Origin of the sequence: Aquisalimonas sp. 2447, from assembly GCF_012044895.1 — a bacterium.
GTDB lineage: Bacteria > Pseudomonadota > Gammaproteobacteria > Nitrococcales > Aquisalimonadaceae > Aquisalimonas.
This window is the reverse complement of the sequence record NZ_CP050695.1, coordinates 835,465-849,946: the sequence shown is the minus strand read 5'-3', so window position 1 is coordinate 849,946 and position 14,482 is coordinate 835,465. Positions and strand designations below refer to the sequence as shown.

The 14,482-nt window shown below is 62.5% G+C and carries 17 protein-coding genes; 8 read left to right on the top strand and 9 right to left on the bottom strand.

The genetic code is table 11. The features are described 5' to 3' along the window. Window positions 1-13 precede the first annotated feature (13 nt). Genes KU884_RS03925 through KU884_RS03885 form a run of 9 tightly spaced genes read right to left on the bottom strand, consistent with a single transcriptional unit; the run spans window position 14 to window position 7,435 of the window. Window positions 14-2,767: a conjugative transfer ATPase gene (locus KU884_RS03925; protein WP_167781392.1), complete on the bottom strand. Its 2,754-nt coding sequence runs from the start codon at window positions 2,765-2,767 to the stop codon at window positions 14-16. Continuing rightward, window positions 2,767-3,255 (bottom strand): TIGR03751 family conjugal transfer lipoprotein, encoded by a 489-nt coding sequence (locus tag KU884_RS03920; RefSeq protein WP_254432163.1) that lies wholly within the window; start codon window positions 3,253-3,255, stop codon window positions 2,767-2,769. The genes KU884_RS03925 and KU884_RS03920 overlap by 1 nt, the downstream gene beginning before the upstream one ends. Continuing rightward, window positions 3,206-4,681 (bottom strand): TIGR03752 family integrating conjugative element protein, encoded by a 1,476-nt coding sequence (locus KU884_RS03915; RefSeq protein WP_167784106.1) that lies wholly within the window; start codon window positions 4,679-4,681, stop codon window positions 3,206-3,208. The genes KU884_RS03920 and KU884_RS03915 overlap by 50 nt, the downstream gene beginning before the upstream one ends. Continuing rightward, window positions 4,666-5,502, bottom strand: coding sequence for a TIGR03749 family integrating conjugative element protein (locus KU884_RS03910; protein WP_254432162.1), 837 nt, complete (start codon window positions 5,500-5,502; stop codon window positions 4,666-4,668). The genes KU884_RS03915 and KU884_RS03910 overlap by 16 nt, the downstream gene beginning before the upstream one ends. After that, on the bottom strand, window positions 5,502-6,140 hold the full coding sequence (locus KU884_RS03905; RefSeq protein WP_167781391.1) for a PFL_4703 family integrating conjugative element protein: 639 nt from the start codon (window positions 6,138-6,140) through the stop codon (window positions 5,502-5,504). The genes KU884_RS03910 and KU884_RS03905 overlap by 1 nt, the downstream gene beginning before the upstream one ends. Beyond that, complete coding sequence (locus KU884_RS03900; protein WP_167781390.1) at window positions 6,137-6,493, bottom strand: TIGR03750 family conjugal transfer protein; 357 nt, start codon at window positions 6,491-6,493, stop codon at window positions 6,137-6,139. Before KU884_RS03900 ends, KU884_RS03905 begins: the two co-directional genes overlap by 4 nt. 4 nt (window positions 6,494-6,497) lie before the next feature. Continuing rightward, entirely contained in the window at window positions 6,498-6,857 is a 360-nt protein-coding gene (locus tag KU884_RS03895; protein WP_167781389.1) for a TIGR03745 family integrating conjugative element membrane protein, read from the bottom strand. A 24-nt stretch (window positions 6,858-6,881) separates the two neighbouring features. Further along, a complete protein-coding gene (locus KU884_RS03890) occupies window positions 6,882-7,124 on the bottom strand; it encodes a TIGR03758 family integrating conjugative element protein (RefSeq protein ID WP_167781388.1) in 243 nt (80 codons plus the stop codon). After that, window positions 7,121-7,435 carry an RAQPRD family integrative conjugative element protein gene (locus tag KU884_RS03885; RefSeq protein WP_167781387.1) on the bottom strand — a complete coding sequence of 105 codons (315 nt, stop codon included), beginning with the start codon at window positions 7,433-7,435 and terminating at the stop codon, window positions 7,121-7,123. The genes KU884_RS03890 and KU884_RS03885 overlap by 4 nt, the downstream gene beginning before the upstream one ends. 1,286 nt (window positions 7,436-8,721) lie before the next feature. Here KU884_RS03885 and KU884_RS03880 point away from each other — a divergent pair. From KU884_RS03880 to KU884_RS03845, 8 genes are all read left to right on the top strand, one after another. Further along, the gene (locus KU884_RS03880) at window positions 8,722-9,798 is read left to right on the top strand and encodes an ABC transporter substrate-binding protein (protein ID WP_167781386.1); all 1,077 of its coding nucleotides are present in this window, start codon (window positions 8,722-8,724) and stop codon (window positions 9,796-9,798) included. An 11-nt stretch (window positions 9,799-9,809) separates the two neighbouring features. Then, complete coding sequence (locus tag KU884_RS19225) at window positions 9,810-10,109, top strand: SH3-like domain-containing protein (protein WP_167781385.1); 300 nt, start codon at window positions 9,810-9,812, stop codon at window positions 10,107-10,109. Window position 10,110: 1 nt separating this feature from the next. Continuing rightward, window positions 10,111-10,434: an SH3-like domain-containing protein gene (locus KU884_RS19220; protein ID WP_167781384.1), complete on the top strand. Its 324-nt coding sequence runs from the start codon at window positions 10,111-10,113 to the stop codon at window positions 10,432-10,434. Then, window positions 10,434-11,036 carry a nitrile hydratase subunit alpha gene (locus KU884_RS03865; RefSeq protein ID WP_167781383.1) on the top strand — a complete coding sequence of 201 codons (603 nt, stop codon included), beginning with the start codon at window positions 10,434-10,436 and terminating at the stop codon, window positions 11,034-11,036. The genes KU884_RS19220 and KU884_RS03865 overlap by 1 nt, the downstream gene beginning before the upstream one ends. A 17-nt stretch (window positions 11,037-11,053) precedes the next feature. Beyond that, window positions 11,054-11,692, top strand: coding sequence for a HupE/UreJ family protein (locus tag KU884_RS03860; protein WP_167781382.1), 639 nt, complete (start codon window positions 11,054-11,056; stop codon window positions 11,690-11,692). A gap of 214 nt (window positions 11,693-11,906) precedes the next feature. Then, complete coding sequence (locus KU884_RS03855; protein WP_167781381.1) at window positions 11,907-12,614, top strand: GntR family transcriptional regulator; 708 nt, start codon at window positions 11,907-11,909, stop codon at window positions 12,612-12,614. Window positions 12,615-12,823: 209 nt separating this feature from the next. Continuing rightward, the gene (locus KU884_RS03850; protein ID WP_167781380.1) at window positions 12,824-13,663 is read left to right on the top strand and encodes an ABC transporter ATP-binding protein; all 840 of its coding nucleotides are present in this window, start codon (window positions 12,824-12,826) and stop codon (window positions 13,661-13,663) included. Further along, entirely contained in the window at window positions 13,660-14,454 is a 795-nt protein-coding gene (locus tag KU884_RS03845; RefSeq protein WP_167781379.1) for an ABC transporter permease, read from the top strand. The genes KU884_RS03850 and KU884_RS03845 overlap by 4 nt, the downstream gene beginning before the upstream one ends. Window positions 14,455-14,482 lie beyond the last annotated feature (28 nt).

Sequence of the window (14,482 nt, the reverse complement as noted above, 5' to 3'; positions counted from 1 at the left end):
TGGATCTGCGCGCTCATCGGGACGGTCCCTCCGCCATGCGGCGGGCGACCTCCTCCGCGGCCTCCACCTCGGTGCAGCCCAGCTCGTCCATGATCGCCCGCCGCTGGGCCTTCTCGTCCTTCTCCGTCATGGCCAGTGCCAGGGCGATGGGTGGCGGCACGCTGCGGAACAGCGTCTCGATCTGGTCGGTGAGCACCACCCCCTCGACGTACTTGCCGGGTTCCTTACGCGCCGACAGAAGCAGTGCCTTCTGCTCATCGGAGAGATCCCGGAAGCGGGCGATCTGCTCGACCTCCTCCTTGGGCATGACCAGGCACAGCCACCACTCCATCATGTTGAGCATCTTCCGGGCGGCGTCGGGGAAGTCCTCGAGGTTCTGGGTGGCCACCCAGAACCAGGCGCCGAGCTTGCGCCACATCTTGGTGATCTTGACCACGAAGGGCGCGAGCAGCGGGTTGGTGGTGATAATGTGACCTTCGTCGGTGATCACCAGCGTGGGGCGGTTGGCGTGCTGGTACTGCTCGACCAGGTCGTTGATGTGGTTCATCAGCCCCATGTACGCCACGGTGAGCTGGTCCTCGTAGCCCTCCCGAGCGAGCATGGCCATGTCGACGATGGTGATGTCCGCCTCCGGCCAGCGCGTGCCCGGCCGGTTGAAGAGCTTGCCGGCGAAGCCGGAGCAGAACAGTTCCATGCCGTCGGCCATGTCCCGGATGCGCTGCGCGCGTGTGGTGGTGAGGCTCGGGTCATCCGCGCCCTCGCGCATGCCCTGCACCACATCCTCGGTGAGCACCTGGTCGCGTCCCGCGGCACCGGCGTTCTCCGCAGCACGCAGGATCGCCCGCCGGATGGCCAGGCGGTCGGAGCGCGACATCCTGGCGTCCTCCTTCGCCTCGCCGCCGGTGATCATGATCCGGGCAGAGAGCTCCATCTCGCCCAGCACGTCACGGGCCTCCTCCGCGTCGTCGTCCCCATCCGGGTCCGGCTCGTCCTCCGCATGGGCCTCGACGTCCGGCTGGTCCCGGAGGTGGATGGCGGCGCTGAACGGCGGCAGCGAGACGTCCTGGTTGGGATTGAGGGTGACCTGGTTGACGGTCAGCCCGTGCGCCTGGGCGTACTGCCCGAGCAGCCCCATGCTGTTGCCCGCCTCAATGACGAAGATCCGCGGGTTGTAAACCGCCGCCATCTGCATGATCAGGTAGTTCAGCATGGCGGACTTGCCGGCGCCGGTCGGCCCGAGAATCAGTGCATGCGCGTTCTTCTTCCGGTCCTGCTTGTGCAGCGGATCGAAGGTCAGCGGTTCGGCCCCCCGGTTGTAGAAGAGCATGCCCGGGTGACCGGTGCCCTTGGTGCGGCCGTAGAGCGGCAGCATGGCGGCCAAGTGGTCGGCGAAGACGTAGCGGCTGCGACGGGTGTAGCGCTCCAGTGTCGGGTCGTAGGCCATGGGCAGGCCGCGGATGTAGTTGTCCAGCGGGAGCAGCTCCGCCTCCCGGGCGATGACCTGGAGCCCTTGGGAGACCAGCTTCGACGCCAGGTGATTGCGGTGGTGGACCAGCGCCCGGTCATCCTCGGCCCGGATGTAGAACGCTACCTGGGCGGGGAAGAGCTTGTTGCCCCGGGCCATCTGCTCCATGGCTTCCCGCGCTTCCCGGTAGGCGAGCTGGGATTCGATATTGTCGCCACCGGAGGCCGCCTGGATCTTCGCCACGTGGTTGTGGACCGCGTCCTGGGGCTGGATGGTGATGGTGATCGCCATAACCGTGCCCTCGGGGCAGCGATCGAAGAGCGCGTAGATGTTGTCGCCGCTGCGCCGCTCGGCGGTGAAGTGGCCGACCCGCGGAGCATGACGCAGCCCCTGGGCATGGACCACGGTGTGCGCCAGGCCGTCGAATCGCCACACCCCGGCCCGTTGGTCCGACTCCGGCATGGAATACGTCAGCAGCTCGGCCAGATCCCGGCCGAAGGGAAGATCGGCATCACCCGGATACGGTGCGATCCGCAGCAGCGCCTCTGGATCCCCCTCGGTGATCTCCGGGCGCGGGTTGAACCAGGGCACCAGCCACTCGTAGAGCTCCCGGGCACCGCAACGGCGCACGCCGATCCCCGCGGCCTCCAGACTCGCCACCCATTGGGCGGCGACCTGGTTGAGTTCCTCCTCCGGCGCCAGTTCGCCACCGGCGTCGCGGCGATACAGGCAGGCGCGCACGCGCCGCCTCTGCCCCCGCCAGGCGGCACCAGTTACCTGCTCGTCCACGTACAGCCCGCCGTCCCGGGAGATGCGGTGTAGATGCGCGTCCAGATGACTGAAGTAGGCCCGGGCGAACGGATGATCCCCGGCCCGCTCGGCGGCGTAGTCACGCACCCGGTCGCCGACATCGGCGATGGCGGGGTCGTCCTGGACGAAGAACTGCACCACCCACGGCGAGCCGTCCACCTCGGGGATGGTGTCGGCGATGGCGGACTGGATCTGCTCCCGGAGGACGTTCAGATACGCCGCGGAGCGCGCCTCCGAACTCGCCGGGGTCAGCTCGAACAGCGCGCCGACACTGCGTCCGTTCTCCAGCAGGAAGACCCGGGTCTCCGGGTCGTAGTCCGTCCACGGCAACAGGTCCGTGAACGAGTCCGGCCGCTGGTACAGCCCGGCGACTTCGGCCTCGGTCACCGGCTGATACCGCGTCTGCCCCAGCGACGGATCCAGTTCCTCCGACTCCCCGGCTGCAGGGGCACCGGAGCCGAACGGCCGCAGCGAACGAAGCACCCGGTCCATCACCGCGTCCCCGCCTCACCGGGCAGCGCGAAGTGATCGCGCTCGTACATGCGGAACGACGTGGCATAACCAGGCACCGGCGCCTCGTCCCGCCCCGCCAGGTGCGGGTAGACGTACATGACCATGGTGGGGTTCGGGACCCGCGAGAACCGCGTAGCGATCTCGTCGGCGGCCGTCCGTGTGTACCCATCCAGATCCACGTCGCCGTGGTGCACCTGCCGGACCCGCGGCTCCGTGTCCTCGGGATCGCCCTCGTCGGCATCTTCCTCGCCATCCTCGGCGACTTTCTCACCGCCTGAACGCAACGCCTCCCGGGCACCGTCGGCATCAACGCCCCGCATTTCCCGGAAATGCCCCTCGTAGACCTCGTCCATGGTGGGCCCGTCGTCGGGGAAGACTTTGTGGCCGGGTGTCGTCTCGCACCCGGCAATGAAGGCACTAATCGAGACGGCGACGAGCGCCGTCGTCCTGGCGCATGAACTCCTCATGACTGACCCTCCTGCCGTCGATCTCGTAGTCAATGGCGAGTTCGCGGTCGACGTGCACCGCGACGCGCTCGCCGGCTGGCGCATAGACGGCATCGAAGTGCGCGTCCTGACGGGCCCGCAGCCACTGGACCACTTCCTCGATGGCACCGGAGGCCGCCCGGCCGGCCATGAACTCGCCGGTCTCACCGGTCACGATCTGCTGTGTGAACCCTTCCTGGCCGACCTGGGTGGTGGTCTGCGCGGCGGCCGCCGCCTCGGCACCGGCCTGCGCTGCGGCCAGTGTCGTTGCCTGGGTGAGATACGCCTGGGCATTGCTGATCCGCTCGCCGGCGATGCACGGCACGCCCCGGTCATTGGAGATCCAGCCGATGGTCTCGTCCTCGCTGCCCTCCGGATCGGGCAGCGTCCGGACGGTGCCGTCCTCGAACACGGCGGTGACGCTCTCCACCTCGCCACGCACGCACGACAGGGTCCAGTCGCCCATGGCGTGGCCGGCGAAGATCATGCCCTCGATCCCGGGGATGCGGATGTCGCTGGCGGCGAGATTGTTCTCGCCGACCACCACCTTGAACGGCGCGGGATCCTCGACCGTGCCCTGCCGCGGAATCCGCCCGATCAGGGCGGTCATCGCGGTGGAGCCCATCAGCGTCGAATTACGGGGCACCGTGTAGCGCGGCTCGGCCTCGCGATCACCGAACTCCGCCACCTTGCCCACATGAGCGCGCTCCAGTGCCCGGGCGCGCGCCTCGCGGACCTCGTCGGCAACACTGTGCTCGTCCTCGCCGGCCTCCTCCACGACGGCCCGGCCCTGCGCCAGCACGCCGCCCTCTGCGGCATCCCCGTCGCTCCGGCCGGCATCCAGCGCCACGGGCTCCACCCACTGGAACTCCGTCTCCTGCGCCACCGCCCCGTCGGGCACTGCCGCAGTGCGGTCCGGATCGGGCAGCGTGTCGTCTTCGCCGATGCCAAGCCCCACGGGGATGTCGGTCCCCGGCACCACCCCGTCATCGTCCGGATCGTCATCCCCGTCATCGCCGATCTCCTCCACCCGGGAGGAGAGACGATCGATACGCTCGAGCATCTCGGTGAGCCGCCCACGCTGCTGCTCCGAGGCCTCCTCCGCCTCGACCGCCTCGCGCTCGGCACGCTCCCGCTCGCGCCGGAGTTCTCGGTTCTCCTCCCGCAGGGCCTCCAGCTCGCCCTGGAGCTGGCGCTGCTCGGCGGCCAGCGTGCGGATCGTGTCCGCCTGGGTATCCGTATCCGGCCGCTCCACCGTGGGCACCTCGTCCATGGGCTCCGCTCCGGCACCACTGGCATCGTCGCCACCCGAGCGCAGCACCACGAACAGCGTGGCCAGCACCACCACGCCGAAGATGATCGGAAGCAGGCGATTGCTCTTCACCGAGACCATCAGCGCGCCCCCCAGAAGCTGTCCTCGAACTGCCGCCGCGAGACCAGGTACACCGCCGTGGTATCCGCTTCGTCCCCGGCGGGCTGCAACCGCGCGTGCTGGAAGGTGGCGGCAAGCCACTCACCCCGGATGTCGCGCGGATCCAGCACCACCGGCTCGCGCGTACGATTGGTCAGCCGCACCGCCGTGACGTAGTAGCCACCACCACGCCAGGCCGCCAGGGGCGTAGCAGCGACGGCGCCACCGCGCACGAGATCCACCTCCGCCGTGTCGAGAGAGACCTGCCGCACCCCGGCCACTTCCGGGCGCAGCCGGCTCGGCGCATAGAGCTGCTGCGCGGCGAAACGCGTCAGCGCGATGTAGTCCAGGTTCTGATGCGGATCACCCTCCTCCACCTCCGCTGCTTGGCCAGGCTCGCCATCGCGCCGGTGAACCACCACGTCACCGCCGACAGGGTCCTCCTCGGCAACGAGATCCAGAAAGTAGGCCCGCCCGGTGCCGAGTTCCTCCACCACCACCCGGGTCGCCCCGAACGCGGCATGCGCCTGGAAATACGCTATGCCCTCATTGCTGAACACCCGCAGCCGGTCCTCCAGGTGCGCAGGGACGCCCACCCGGATCTGCTCGCCGGGAAACCGCACCAGGCGCTCACCATCGACAGGCACCACCACGCGGATGGGCGTGCCGTCCCAGGACACCCGCTCCACCGCGGTGGAAGACTCCGGCATCTCCTGACCGTCGGCCGAGCCCTCCGGGCCGTCTGCGAGCACTCCCTGCGGCAGTGCCAACAACACCGCCACAGCGAGGCACACGATGAATCCTCGCCGATCAACCATCAGGACCCCTCCTCGTCCACGGTGACCTCCAGGCGCTCCGCCGCCGCCTCGTCCTCGATGTCCAGGGCGAGCCCCCACGGGTTGATCTCCGGATCCACGTTGAAGCGCACCACCCGCAGCGGATACCGGGCCTGGAGTTCCTTCACCAGCTCGCCGTCGATGTGCTCCCGGATCTCCACGTCCAGCCACACGCGCCAGGTGCCGTCGGCCAGCACCTCGACCCGATCCGAGTCGTAGGTGCGCCCCGGGATCTCGCGGATGGCGCGACTGCGGTCCCGCAGCTCCCCGCGATCCGCCCGGTCCTCCATGTCCTGCTGCAGGTACCGGCGGAAGTCCGGCGTGAGGAACCCCTGCAGGCGCCAGATGTTCTCGCCATAGTCAGTGGCGCCGTCGTCCTCCCAGCGGTGCAGCTGCTGCCAGATGTAGAGGGCGAAGGTGTAGACGGCGGGCTCCACGACCTCGTCGGCGGCGACCACTCCGCCGCTTCGCAGCTCCGGGGTCAGGTGCACGCGCAGGTGCTCCGGCGCCTGCTGCCATCCCCACCAGAGCCCGACACACAGCACGGCCAGCCCCAGCGCCACCACCCGGAGCGTGTTGACGTGGGCGCGGACGTTGTCGACTTCCTTGCGATACCTCACAGGCGCCTCCCTACGTCCCAGAAGCCGCTGCGCAGGATCACCGGCGCCCGGCGCAGACCGGCCCGGTGCAGGGTAAGCAGCACCAGCTGCTGGTAGTACCCGGTGGGCCGTCCGCGCTTGACCCGCTGGAAGACGGTCGCGGACACGAAGATCGTGGCAAGGATGAACACCGCGGCACCCCCGACACCCATCAGGGGAAAGCCGACGGCCAGCCCGACCAGGATCCCCACCGGCAGCCAGAACGCGATCGCGGCCAGGAGAATCGCCACGAGCTCGCTGGACGAGCACCCGCGGAAGATCGCGGGCTCCTCGTTCAACCGCTCCGCGAGCCCGTGGCCCTCGGCGTCCGCCACGGCGTCAGCCCCCGATGATGGCCAGGGCCTGCTGCAACAGGAACGCGATCACCAGCAACAGCACGCCGCCGGCGATGCCGAGCAGGCCGACCTCGCCCCACTCCGCCTTGCCCTGGCGCGCCTCGTTGAACTTGGTGAGCCCCGTCCAGCTCACCCATACGAAGCCGGCCATGGACACGACGGTGGCGAGCACGGTGCCGCCCTCGAAGAGATACCCCTGCATGAGGTCGATCCAGTTGCCCTCCTCGTAGCCACCTTCCGGCTCCGGGGCATCCGGCAGGTTCGCGGCGGCCGGCACCGACAACACCGCGGTGCCGAGACCGATGAGCGCACTCCTGGCACGCTCCATGTTGCGCTTGAGCATAGCGAGATCCTCCCTGTTGGCCCGCTACGCGGGCCGAATGAAAAAGCCCACGATCATCACCACCACAGCAGCCCGAATGAACGTCCAGGTGACGTCCAGCAGCGATGCCTCCTTGTCGTTATTCGCCCAGGCGCGGTACTGACTCAGCCCGACCCAGGTCAGCCAGAGAATGTAGAGAACGGCGACCACGGACGCGATGGCCAGCGCCAGTGTCTGTGCATCGACACCGGCCCACACGGCAAACTGGCCCGCCTGCGTCTCCGTCATCGCCGGTAGTCCCCGCGCAGCGGTTCGATCTCCCGCGGTGCGACGGAGCGCGGCAGACGCCTTGGCGCCTCTATGTGCTCCCGGATCCCGGAACGGACCCGTTCCAGGTCCCGCCGCAGCCAGTCGTACTCCATACGGATGCGCTGGTCCGGGTCGCTCTGCGCCTCCGCCTCATCGATGAGCGGCTCCAGCGCCCCCAGCTCGTGTACCAGCTGGCTCAGCGCCTCTCGCTCGGCGTCGGCGTCCGCCACGGCGAACGCCGGCACCAAGACCAGAGCGATTCCGAGAATCTGGATTCCTGTACGCCGCATCAGGCTTCCGTCCCTGTCGCGTTCCACGGGAGCGAGTCTCCCCTGATCAAGGGAAGGACCGGACGGAAAACCTTTCCAAGCTATGCGAAGGTTTTGGAGAGGAGCGCCCCGCGCCCTCCGTCATGGAACGGCGCGGGGCAGGATAGGAGAACGGCGGATCACGCCGGCGTGGAATCAGGAGGCGACCAGAAGGCGTCAAAGCGGCCGCGCATCCGGCGTCGAGCCAACCCCGCGACAAGCACCGCACAGCCCTCCCGCTGCGGCTGCCTCTTGCGCTCGCCGGTCCATCACGCGGGGGCATGGACCCATCACATGACTGGCACGGATCACCCGCACAAAGGGGCCCGCCATGCATCCGGCGGCGGGCGGCCGGCATCCGTTGAGCGGATGGAGGCCGAGAGGCCTCCCCGGGAGGCGCCTCGAGCACCTCCGGGGGAGGCCTCTCCCCGCGAGTGAGGGGCCGGGCCGAAGCCCGGCGAAGTGGAGCGAGCCGGCACATGGCCGACGAAGTGCCCGGTGGGCGAGCCGGGCCTGAAACCGCTCCTGGCCAGGGGCTCCACAGGAGCGTATGGATCGACCGCGCTCAGGCGGCGCCCCTCCTCCCGATCCGAAGGGGCTTGACCGGGGCCTGGATACGCTCCAGGCACGCGGTTACCGGATCTAAGTGTACTGAACGCTCACGAAACCAAGGAAGAACCCTACGATCTCTCCTTTATCGGACAACGTCACCTGGTCTGCACGGCCATATACCCGCCAAAACAACCCCCACCCATCGTCCTCCGTACTAGGCTCCGGCCCCTGCACCAATCACTCGTGCCGCCAGTTCAGCGTATACCAGCTTTCCAGCTCTGCACCATTGGTGGGCAATCGTACTTCTGTAGCCCTTTTCCGGTGCAAGAAAAAACAAAGCCCCGGAAGCACCAAGACCGTATCTCTTTGATCTTACGCGCCCTTACAGACACAAACCTTCTGGCATACCTGATGCATACCTCTTCTTGTATACATGATGCACCACAACCATTTTGTTGACCTACCACCAAGTGAGGCAAACCCTGATGTCGAAAGCCCCAACGCCACCTGATGATGCGCATAATCCCGCTTGCGATTGCGGGTGTAGAACATCGGATCATGGCCATTCTAAATCGGATAGCGTTGACACCGAACTGGAGAGGCTCGCAGAAGACTCCCTCATAGACGCCGTTTGTAAGACGGACATCGGTCGGCGACGGGCTCTATCTGCGTTAGGCCGTGGAACACTTCTAGCCGCACTGAGCGCCGCATTACCGATGACGGCAATACGCGCGATCGCTGCCGACGACAACCTTCAACCAGAACGACGAGACCTTAGCTTTGCATTCCTTCCTATTACCTGCGCAACACCGATTATTGTCGCTAAAGCTCTAGGTTTCTATGAAGAGCAAGGCCTCAACGTGGAACTTCTCCGGCGCCCTGCTTGGGCAGTAGTGCGCGACTTACTCATTTCAGAGGAAATCGATGGAGCTCACATGCTAGCCACGCAGCCTCTTGCTGGGGCTGTTCGGGACGCTATAGAGCCGGACCTCAGATTAATCTGCATGTCAAACAAAAACGGTAGTGCACTCACCATGCACATTGACCATAAAGACAATAGAAACCCGAAGAACTGGAAAGGCTTCCGATTCGGTATACCTTTTGACTACTCAATCCACAACCTCTTGCTTAGGCACTATTTGGCTTTGCACGGACTTGACCCAGACCGCGATGTCTCGATCCGAGTCTACCCACCACCGGAATTCGTAGCCAACTTGGCCGCGGGGAATCTCGACGGGGGAATGTTTGCAGAGCCATTCAATCAACGCGCTGTCTGGGAGGGCGCCGCGTACATTCACACGCTATCTCGGGATTTAATGCCAGATCATCCTTGCTGCGGGTTCGTCATGAAGCAGAGTATGGTTCAACGGTTTCCACAAACCGCAGGTGCCATTTTTCGGGCTATTGCATCCGCCGGTCTTTATGCGGACAAGAAAGAAAACAGATCCGAGATTGCAGAAATTCTTTCCAAAGACCAGTATCTCGGACAACCTTTGCCAATAATGCAACAGGTTATGAGTGGCCGTTACGCTGATGGCCTCGGCGAAATCCAGGAACAACCGCAACGCATTTCCTTCCATCCTTTTCCGCAGGAATTAATGGCTGTTTGGTTGCTAGAGCAGATGAAGCGTTGGAACCTTGTAGAACAAACCACAAGCTTCGAAGATGTTGCCAGCGCTGTTTTCGACGCCAGTTACGCGCGAGATCAACTTTCCGCAATGGGCATTCAACCTTCGACATTGCAAGACCAAGAACCAAGGGTCGTGGAAAACACATACTCTAACTCCAATTAAGAGGTTATTATATGGTTCATTATCATGACATAGGTGGCCATAACAACGGTCCAGTCGATGTAAGCGACCCCCCTTGGGAACCGTGGGAAATAAAGACGGAGGCCATACGAAACCTGATGGGTGACCCGTTTCGGCGCCTATGCTCGTTGGACGAATTGCGGTTTTCTTATGAATCGTATGGAGAAGACCTTTACAAGGGTCTGAGTTTCTACGCCCGCCGTTGTGAAGCGATGATCCAGGTTCTCGAGCGTAAAGGAGTAATTACAAGGGACGAACTCCACGGCGCCATGAGCCATAGAGGAGATTCGTGACATGGGCTCCGAAATAGAGGGTTTCGATGTCGGCGAGGTCGTATGCGTTCGGGACAAGGACGTTCGCAGGCATATGAGAACCCCGAGGTATTCGCGAAACTGCATCGGGATTATTGAAGAATATGTCGGAGCATTCTTGAATCCCGAGAAGTTGGCAGAAGGACAATGTGACGGCCCTGTTATCAATTTGTACCGTGTCCGTCTATCCATGGAAGAGATATGGGGAGCCGACGTTGAGCAGTCTGGTGACGTCGTTCTTCTCGAAGTTTATGAACACTGGCTAAGCCGTCCGGGAGCACCAGCTAGTCGCAAGGAGGATCAGTAATGACCAGTACACCTACTACGCGCGATGATTCATATTATACGAATGCGATAAATGCACTTGAGACTCTTCTTGTCGAGCGAGGGCTTCTTTCTTCCGAAGAACTGAAGCGGGAAATGGAGAAGCTGGGCTCTACTGGGCCCGAAACAGGGATCCAAGTAGTTGTTCATGCATGGTGTGACGAGGATTTCCAAAATAGGCTTCTTAGGGATGGGAAAGGAGCACTCGCCGAGCTAGGCATCCGCATGGGCGAAGCTAGGCTAAAAGTGGTCCCAAACAGTCCTCATGTTCACAATTTAATTTGTTGCACCTTATGTTCCTGTTATCCGCGGACCATTCTCGGACAACCCCCTAGGTGGTACACAACAGCAGCATACCGATCAAAGGCGGTGCGGGCGCCGAGAGAACTTCTTAGCGAGTTCGGCGTTTCGATTCCGGATGATAGAACAGTGAGAGTCTACGATAGCAATGCAGACACAAGATACATGGTACTACCTGAACGCCCCGATGGCACAGAGGGATGGTCTGCATCCGAGCTCGAAACACTTTTGAACAGGGATTCCTTAATCGGTACAAGCGTACCCAAGATTAAAGAACTGTCTTGACTGAAATGGTGAAATTAATGAGCTACAAAACGGTCTTTCCATTGTATGCATATGCTGCACTTGCCTTAATCAATGTAATTTTTCCCCGTGCTGTCTTTGCGCATCATCCAATGGGGGGTGCGGCCCCAGGCACGGCGTGGCAAGGATTCGCTTCTGGTATTGCACACCCAATAATAGGCTTAGATCACCTTGCGTTTGTGATAGCCATTGGCTTTTTCTGCGCCTTGTGCAGAGTACGGAATATTGGATTTCCTGTAGCGCTTATTTCAGCCTCAGTTCTCGGATCTCTGGTTCGTTGGAATGAGATTTCGATTTTTTACGGGGAGCTTTTTGTCGCTGTCAGCGTTCTTGTTGCTGGTGTTTTTCTTCTTTTAAGAACGAGGAAAATGATAGCTTTTTCAGGAATTGCAACCATTGGGGCTCTATTTCACGGCTTTGCTTACGGAGAAGCGGTTATCGGTGCAGAAAGTACTCACGTAATTGCCTATTTGTTCGGATTGTCGCTTATACAGATTACGATCGCATTGACAGTTTACGGTTTGGCCGATAGGTTGATTAAGATGCATCGGAAAGATAATAATAGTATATGGGTTACGAGTGGGGCAGGGGTATCTCTTGTCGGGATGGCTCATCTAGCGTTGCTTATAGCTGCTTAGCCGAGTTTTCCATGTACCTCATTGGCGAACGGCGGATCGCAGAGGTACTTTGTATTGAGCCAGCTGGACCGGAAGCCAAACAGAAGCGTTGGCTATGTAAGGCTGCCAAGCGTGAGAGGTGGGAAGGGCCGGCACGGGCTGGGGCTCAGGAGCCACTGATTGCTTTTGGATAGGTGCCATGTGTTTGGCTTGTCCTGCATAAAGAAGGTTACTGATGGGCGCCAATGCTTCAGATGAGACCTCCGATGGCCAAGTTCCGAGGGCTAACGCTTCTAGGATCAAAGCAAGTGACCGTGTTTACGACACCATCAAGAGCGAACTCTATCTCGACCTGAAACCAGGCGACCGTCTGACGGAGCAAGCCGTCTCTACCCGGTTCGGCGTCAGCCGCATTCCCGTACGAGAGGCTCTGCAGCGCCTGGTTCAGCAGGGCTATCTGCAGGCTCACCTGCGGAATGGTTATACGGTCAAAGAGATCAGTTCTCGCACCTACAAGGAACTCATGGACGCGCGGGTCGTCCTGGAAGGTCATGCGGTGCGAGTGCTCGCGAACAACCAGAGCCGCCATGCCCAGGAAGCGCTGACGCGCCTCGCTTCCGTGTGGAGCGAACCGGACCGCGCACTATCCAGCCATGAGCTGAACGCGCTCAACCGCACCTTTCACCAGACCCTGGTCGACCTGGCAGGCAATCGTGAACTTGCGCGGCTGGAGCAAGGAACCCTGGAGCGTATCGAGGTCGCACAGCGACTGGATTTCACGCAGCCCCAGCGCATCAATGAGACCTACCGCGAGCACGGCGAGATCCTGGAGGCGCTGCTCAACGGAGACACGGAAAAAGCGCTGAAGACCCTGGAAGAACACATCCGCAGTAGTGCTCGAGCCGTCACCTCCATCATCGATCCATCCACTCCCGACGACTGATCACCGGTACCGAGTTGTGCACCTCAAGGGTGCAATTCCCTATGACAGTGCCCACGCATTGTGCATCCCTACTGGAACCGCCCACCTTACTCTCCGCCAGATAGACTCTTAACTACCTGAAATAAAAGTATTCTCATAAGAACCACAGAGCTGGCATGGGTTGTGCGTACTATCTTGTATACAAGACGTCAGCACCAACGGAGCAACCCATGAGCGCTGTAGAACCCATCATCCCGGACCGAGATTCGCCCGCTCCCCCCGAAAACGGGAAGCCGGACTTCACCCCCCGGAACGAAGACACCCACGTATTGATTCGGGGTCTCTCGAAGCGCTTCGGAAGCGCAACCCTGTACTCGAACTTCGACATCGACTTCCGGCGCGGCCACATCACCACGATCTTCGGCCCCAACGGCTGCGGCAAGTCCACGTTGATCAACATGGTGGCCGGCTTGCTGCCGATGGATGCTGGCGCTGTTCGCTTCGACGGCAAAGTGCTGGCCGAGACCACGATCGGCTACGTGTTTCAGAACTACAGGGACGCTCTGTTTCCCTGGATGACGGCGCGCCAGAACATCGAATATCCGTTGCGGATCCTGCGCCAGAGCAAGGCAGATCGGGCACGACGGGTGAAGGAACTCGTCGAGGCGCTGGAGATTTCCTTCGACCTCCACCTGCACCCTTACAACCTCTCCGGCGGGCAACAGCAGCTGGTCTCCATCATGCGGGCGCTGGCCCCGAAACCGGAGGTGCTGTTCCTCGATGAGCCGTTCTCGGCCCTGGACTACGAGATGACCCTCTTCATCCGGGATCGCCTCCAGCGAATCTGCTCGCAGACGGGCATCACGATGATTGTCGTCTCACATGACCTGGAAGAAGCCGTCTACCTCGCCGACGAAGTACTGCTGCTGACGAAGCCACCGACACGTGTCGCCGCCGTCGTCCCCGTGGAAGCGACGCGCCCCCGGGACGACAACACCCTCTCTGATCCGGCGTTCATCAAAACCAAGTCGGACTGCTTGAAGATCTTCCAGCAGGAGGTGCGGAAATGAGTACCGCAACCGCCAATGTCGGCCATCGTGCGCTCCAGGCACTATTTGAATGGCGCTATTTCCTGATCGGGCCAGCACTGGTTCTCGCACTCTGGTCTTTTGCCGCCGGCGCAGAGCTCGTCAGCCCCAGACTGCTTCCCGGCCCGGGGGAAACACTAGCGCAGTTGTTTACCAGCACGTTCCAGGGTTCGTTACCAACCGACTTCCTGGCAACACTGGAGCGGACGCTGACAGCGATTCTCCTGGCCGTCGCCATCGGGGTTCCGCTTGGTGTGGCCCTCGGCGCAAGCCACACCGTCTACAGCAGCGTGGAGTTCGTGGTCGACTTCTTCCGCTCCACTCCGGCGACGGCGATGTTCCCGCTGTTCATCCTCATCTTCGGCCTGAACGACACCACGCACGTTGCCGTTGCCGCATTCGCGGCATGCCTGGTGATCATCTTCAACTGCGCGTACGGGGTCATGAACGCCCGCAAGACCCGCGTGCAGGCCGCAAAAGTCATGGGCGCCTCCCGGTGGCGCGTATTCAAGGACGTGATGCTCTACGAGTCGCTGCCGCAGACGTTTGTCGGGGTACGTACTTCGGTCTCGCTGGCGCTCGTGGTGATCATCGTCGCCGAGATGTTCATAGGCGCGGACGACGGCCTTGGCCGCCGGATCATCGACGCCCAGCAGGTGTACGACCTGCGAGAGGTCTACGCCACGATCCTCGCCACCGGAATCATGGGGTACGGCTTCAACGGCCTGTCCCTCGCCATGGAACGGTTCATCGTCCGCTGGAAGGGCCACTAAGTGTTACCGGCCGCCAGCTGTTCCGTCG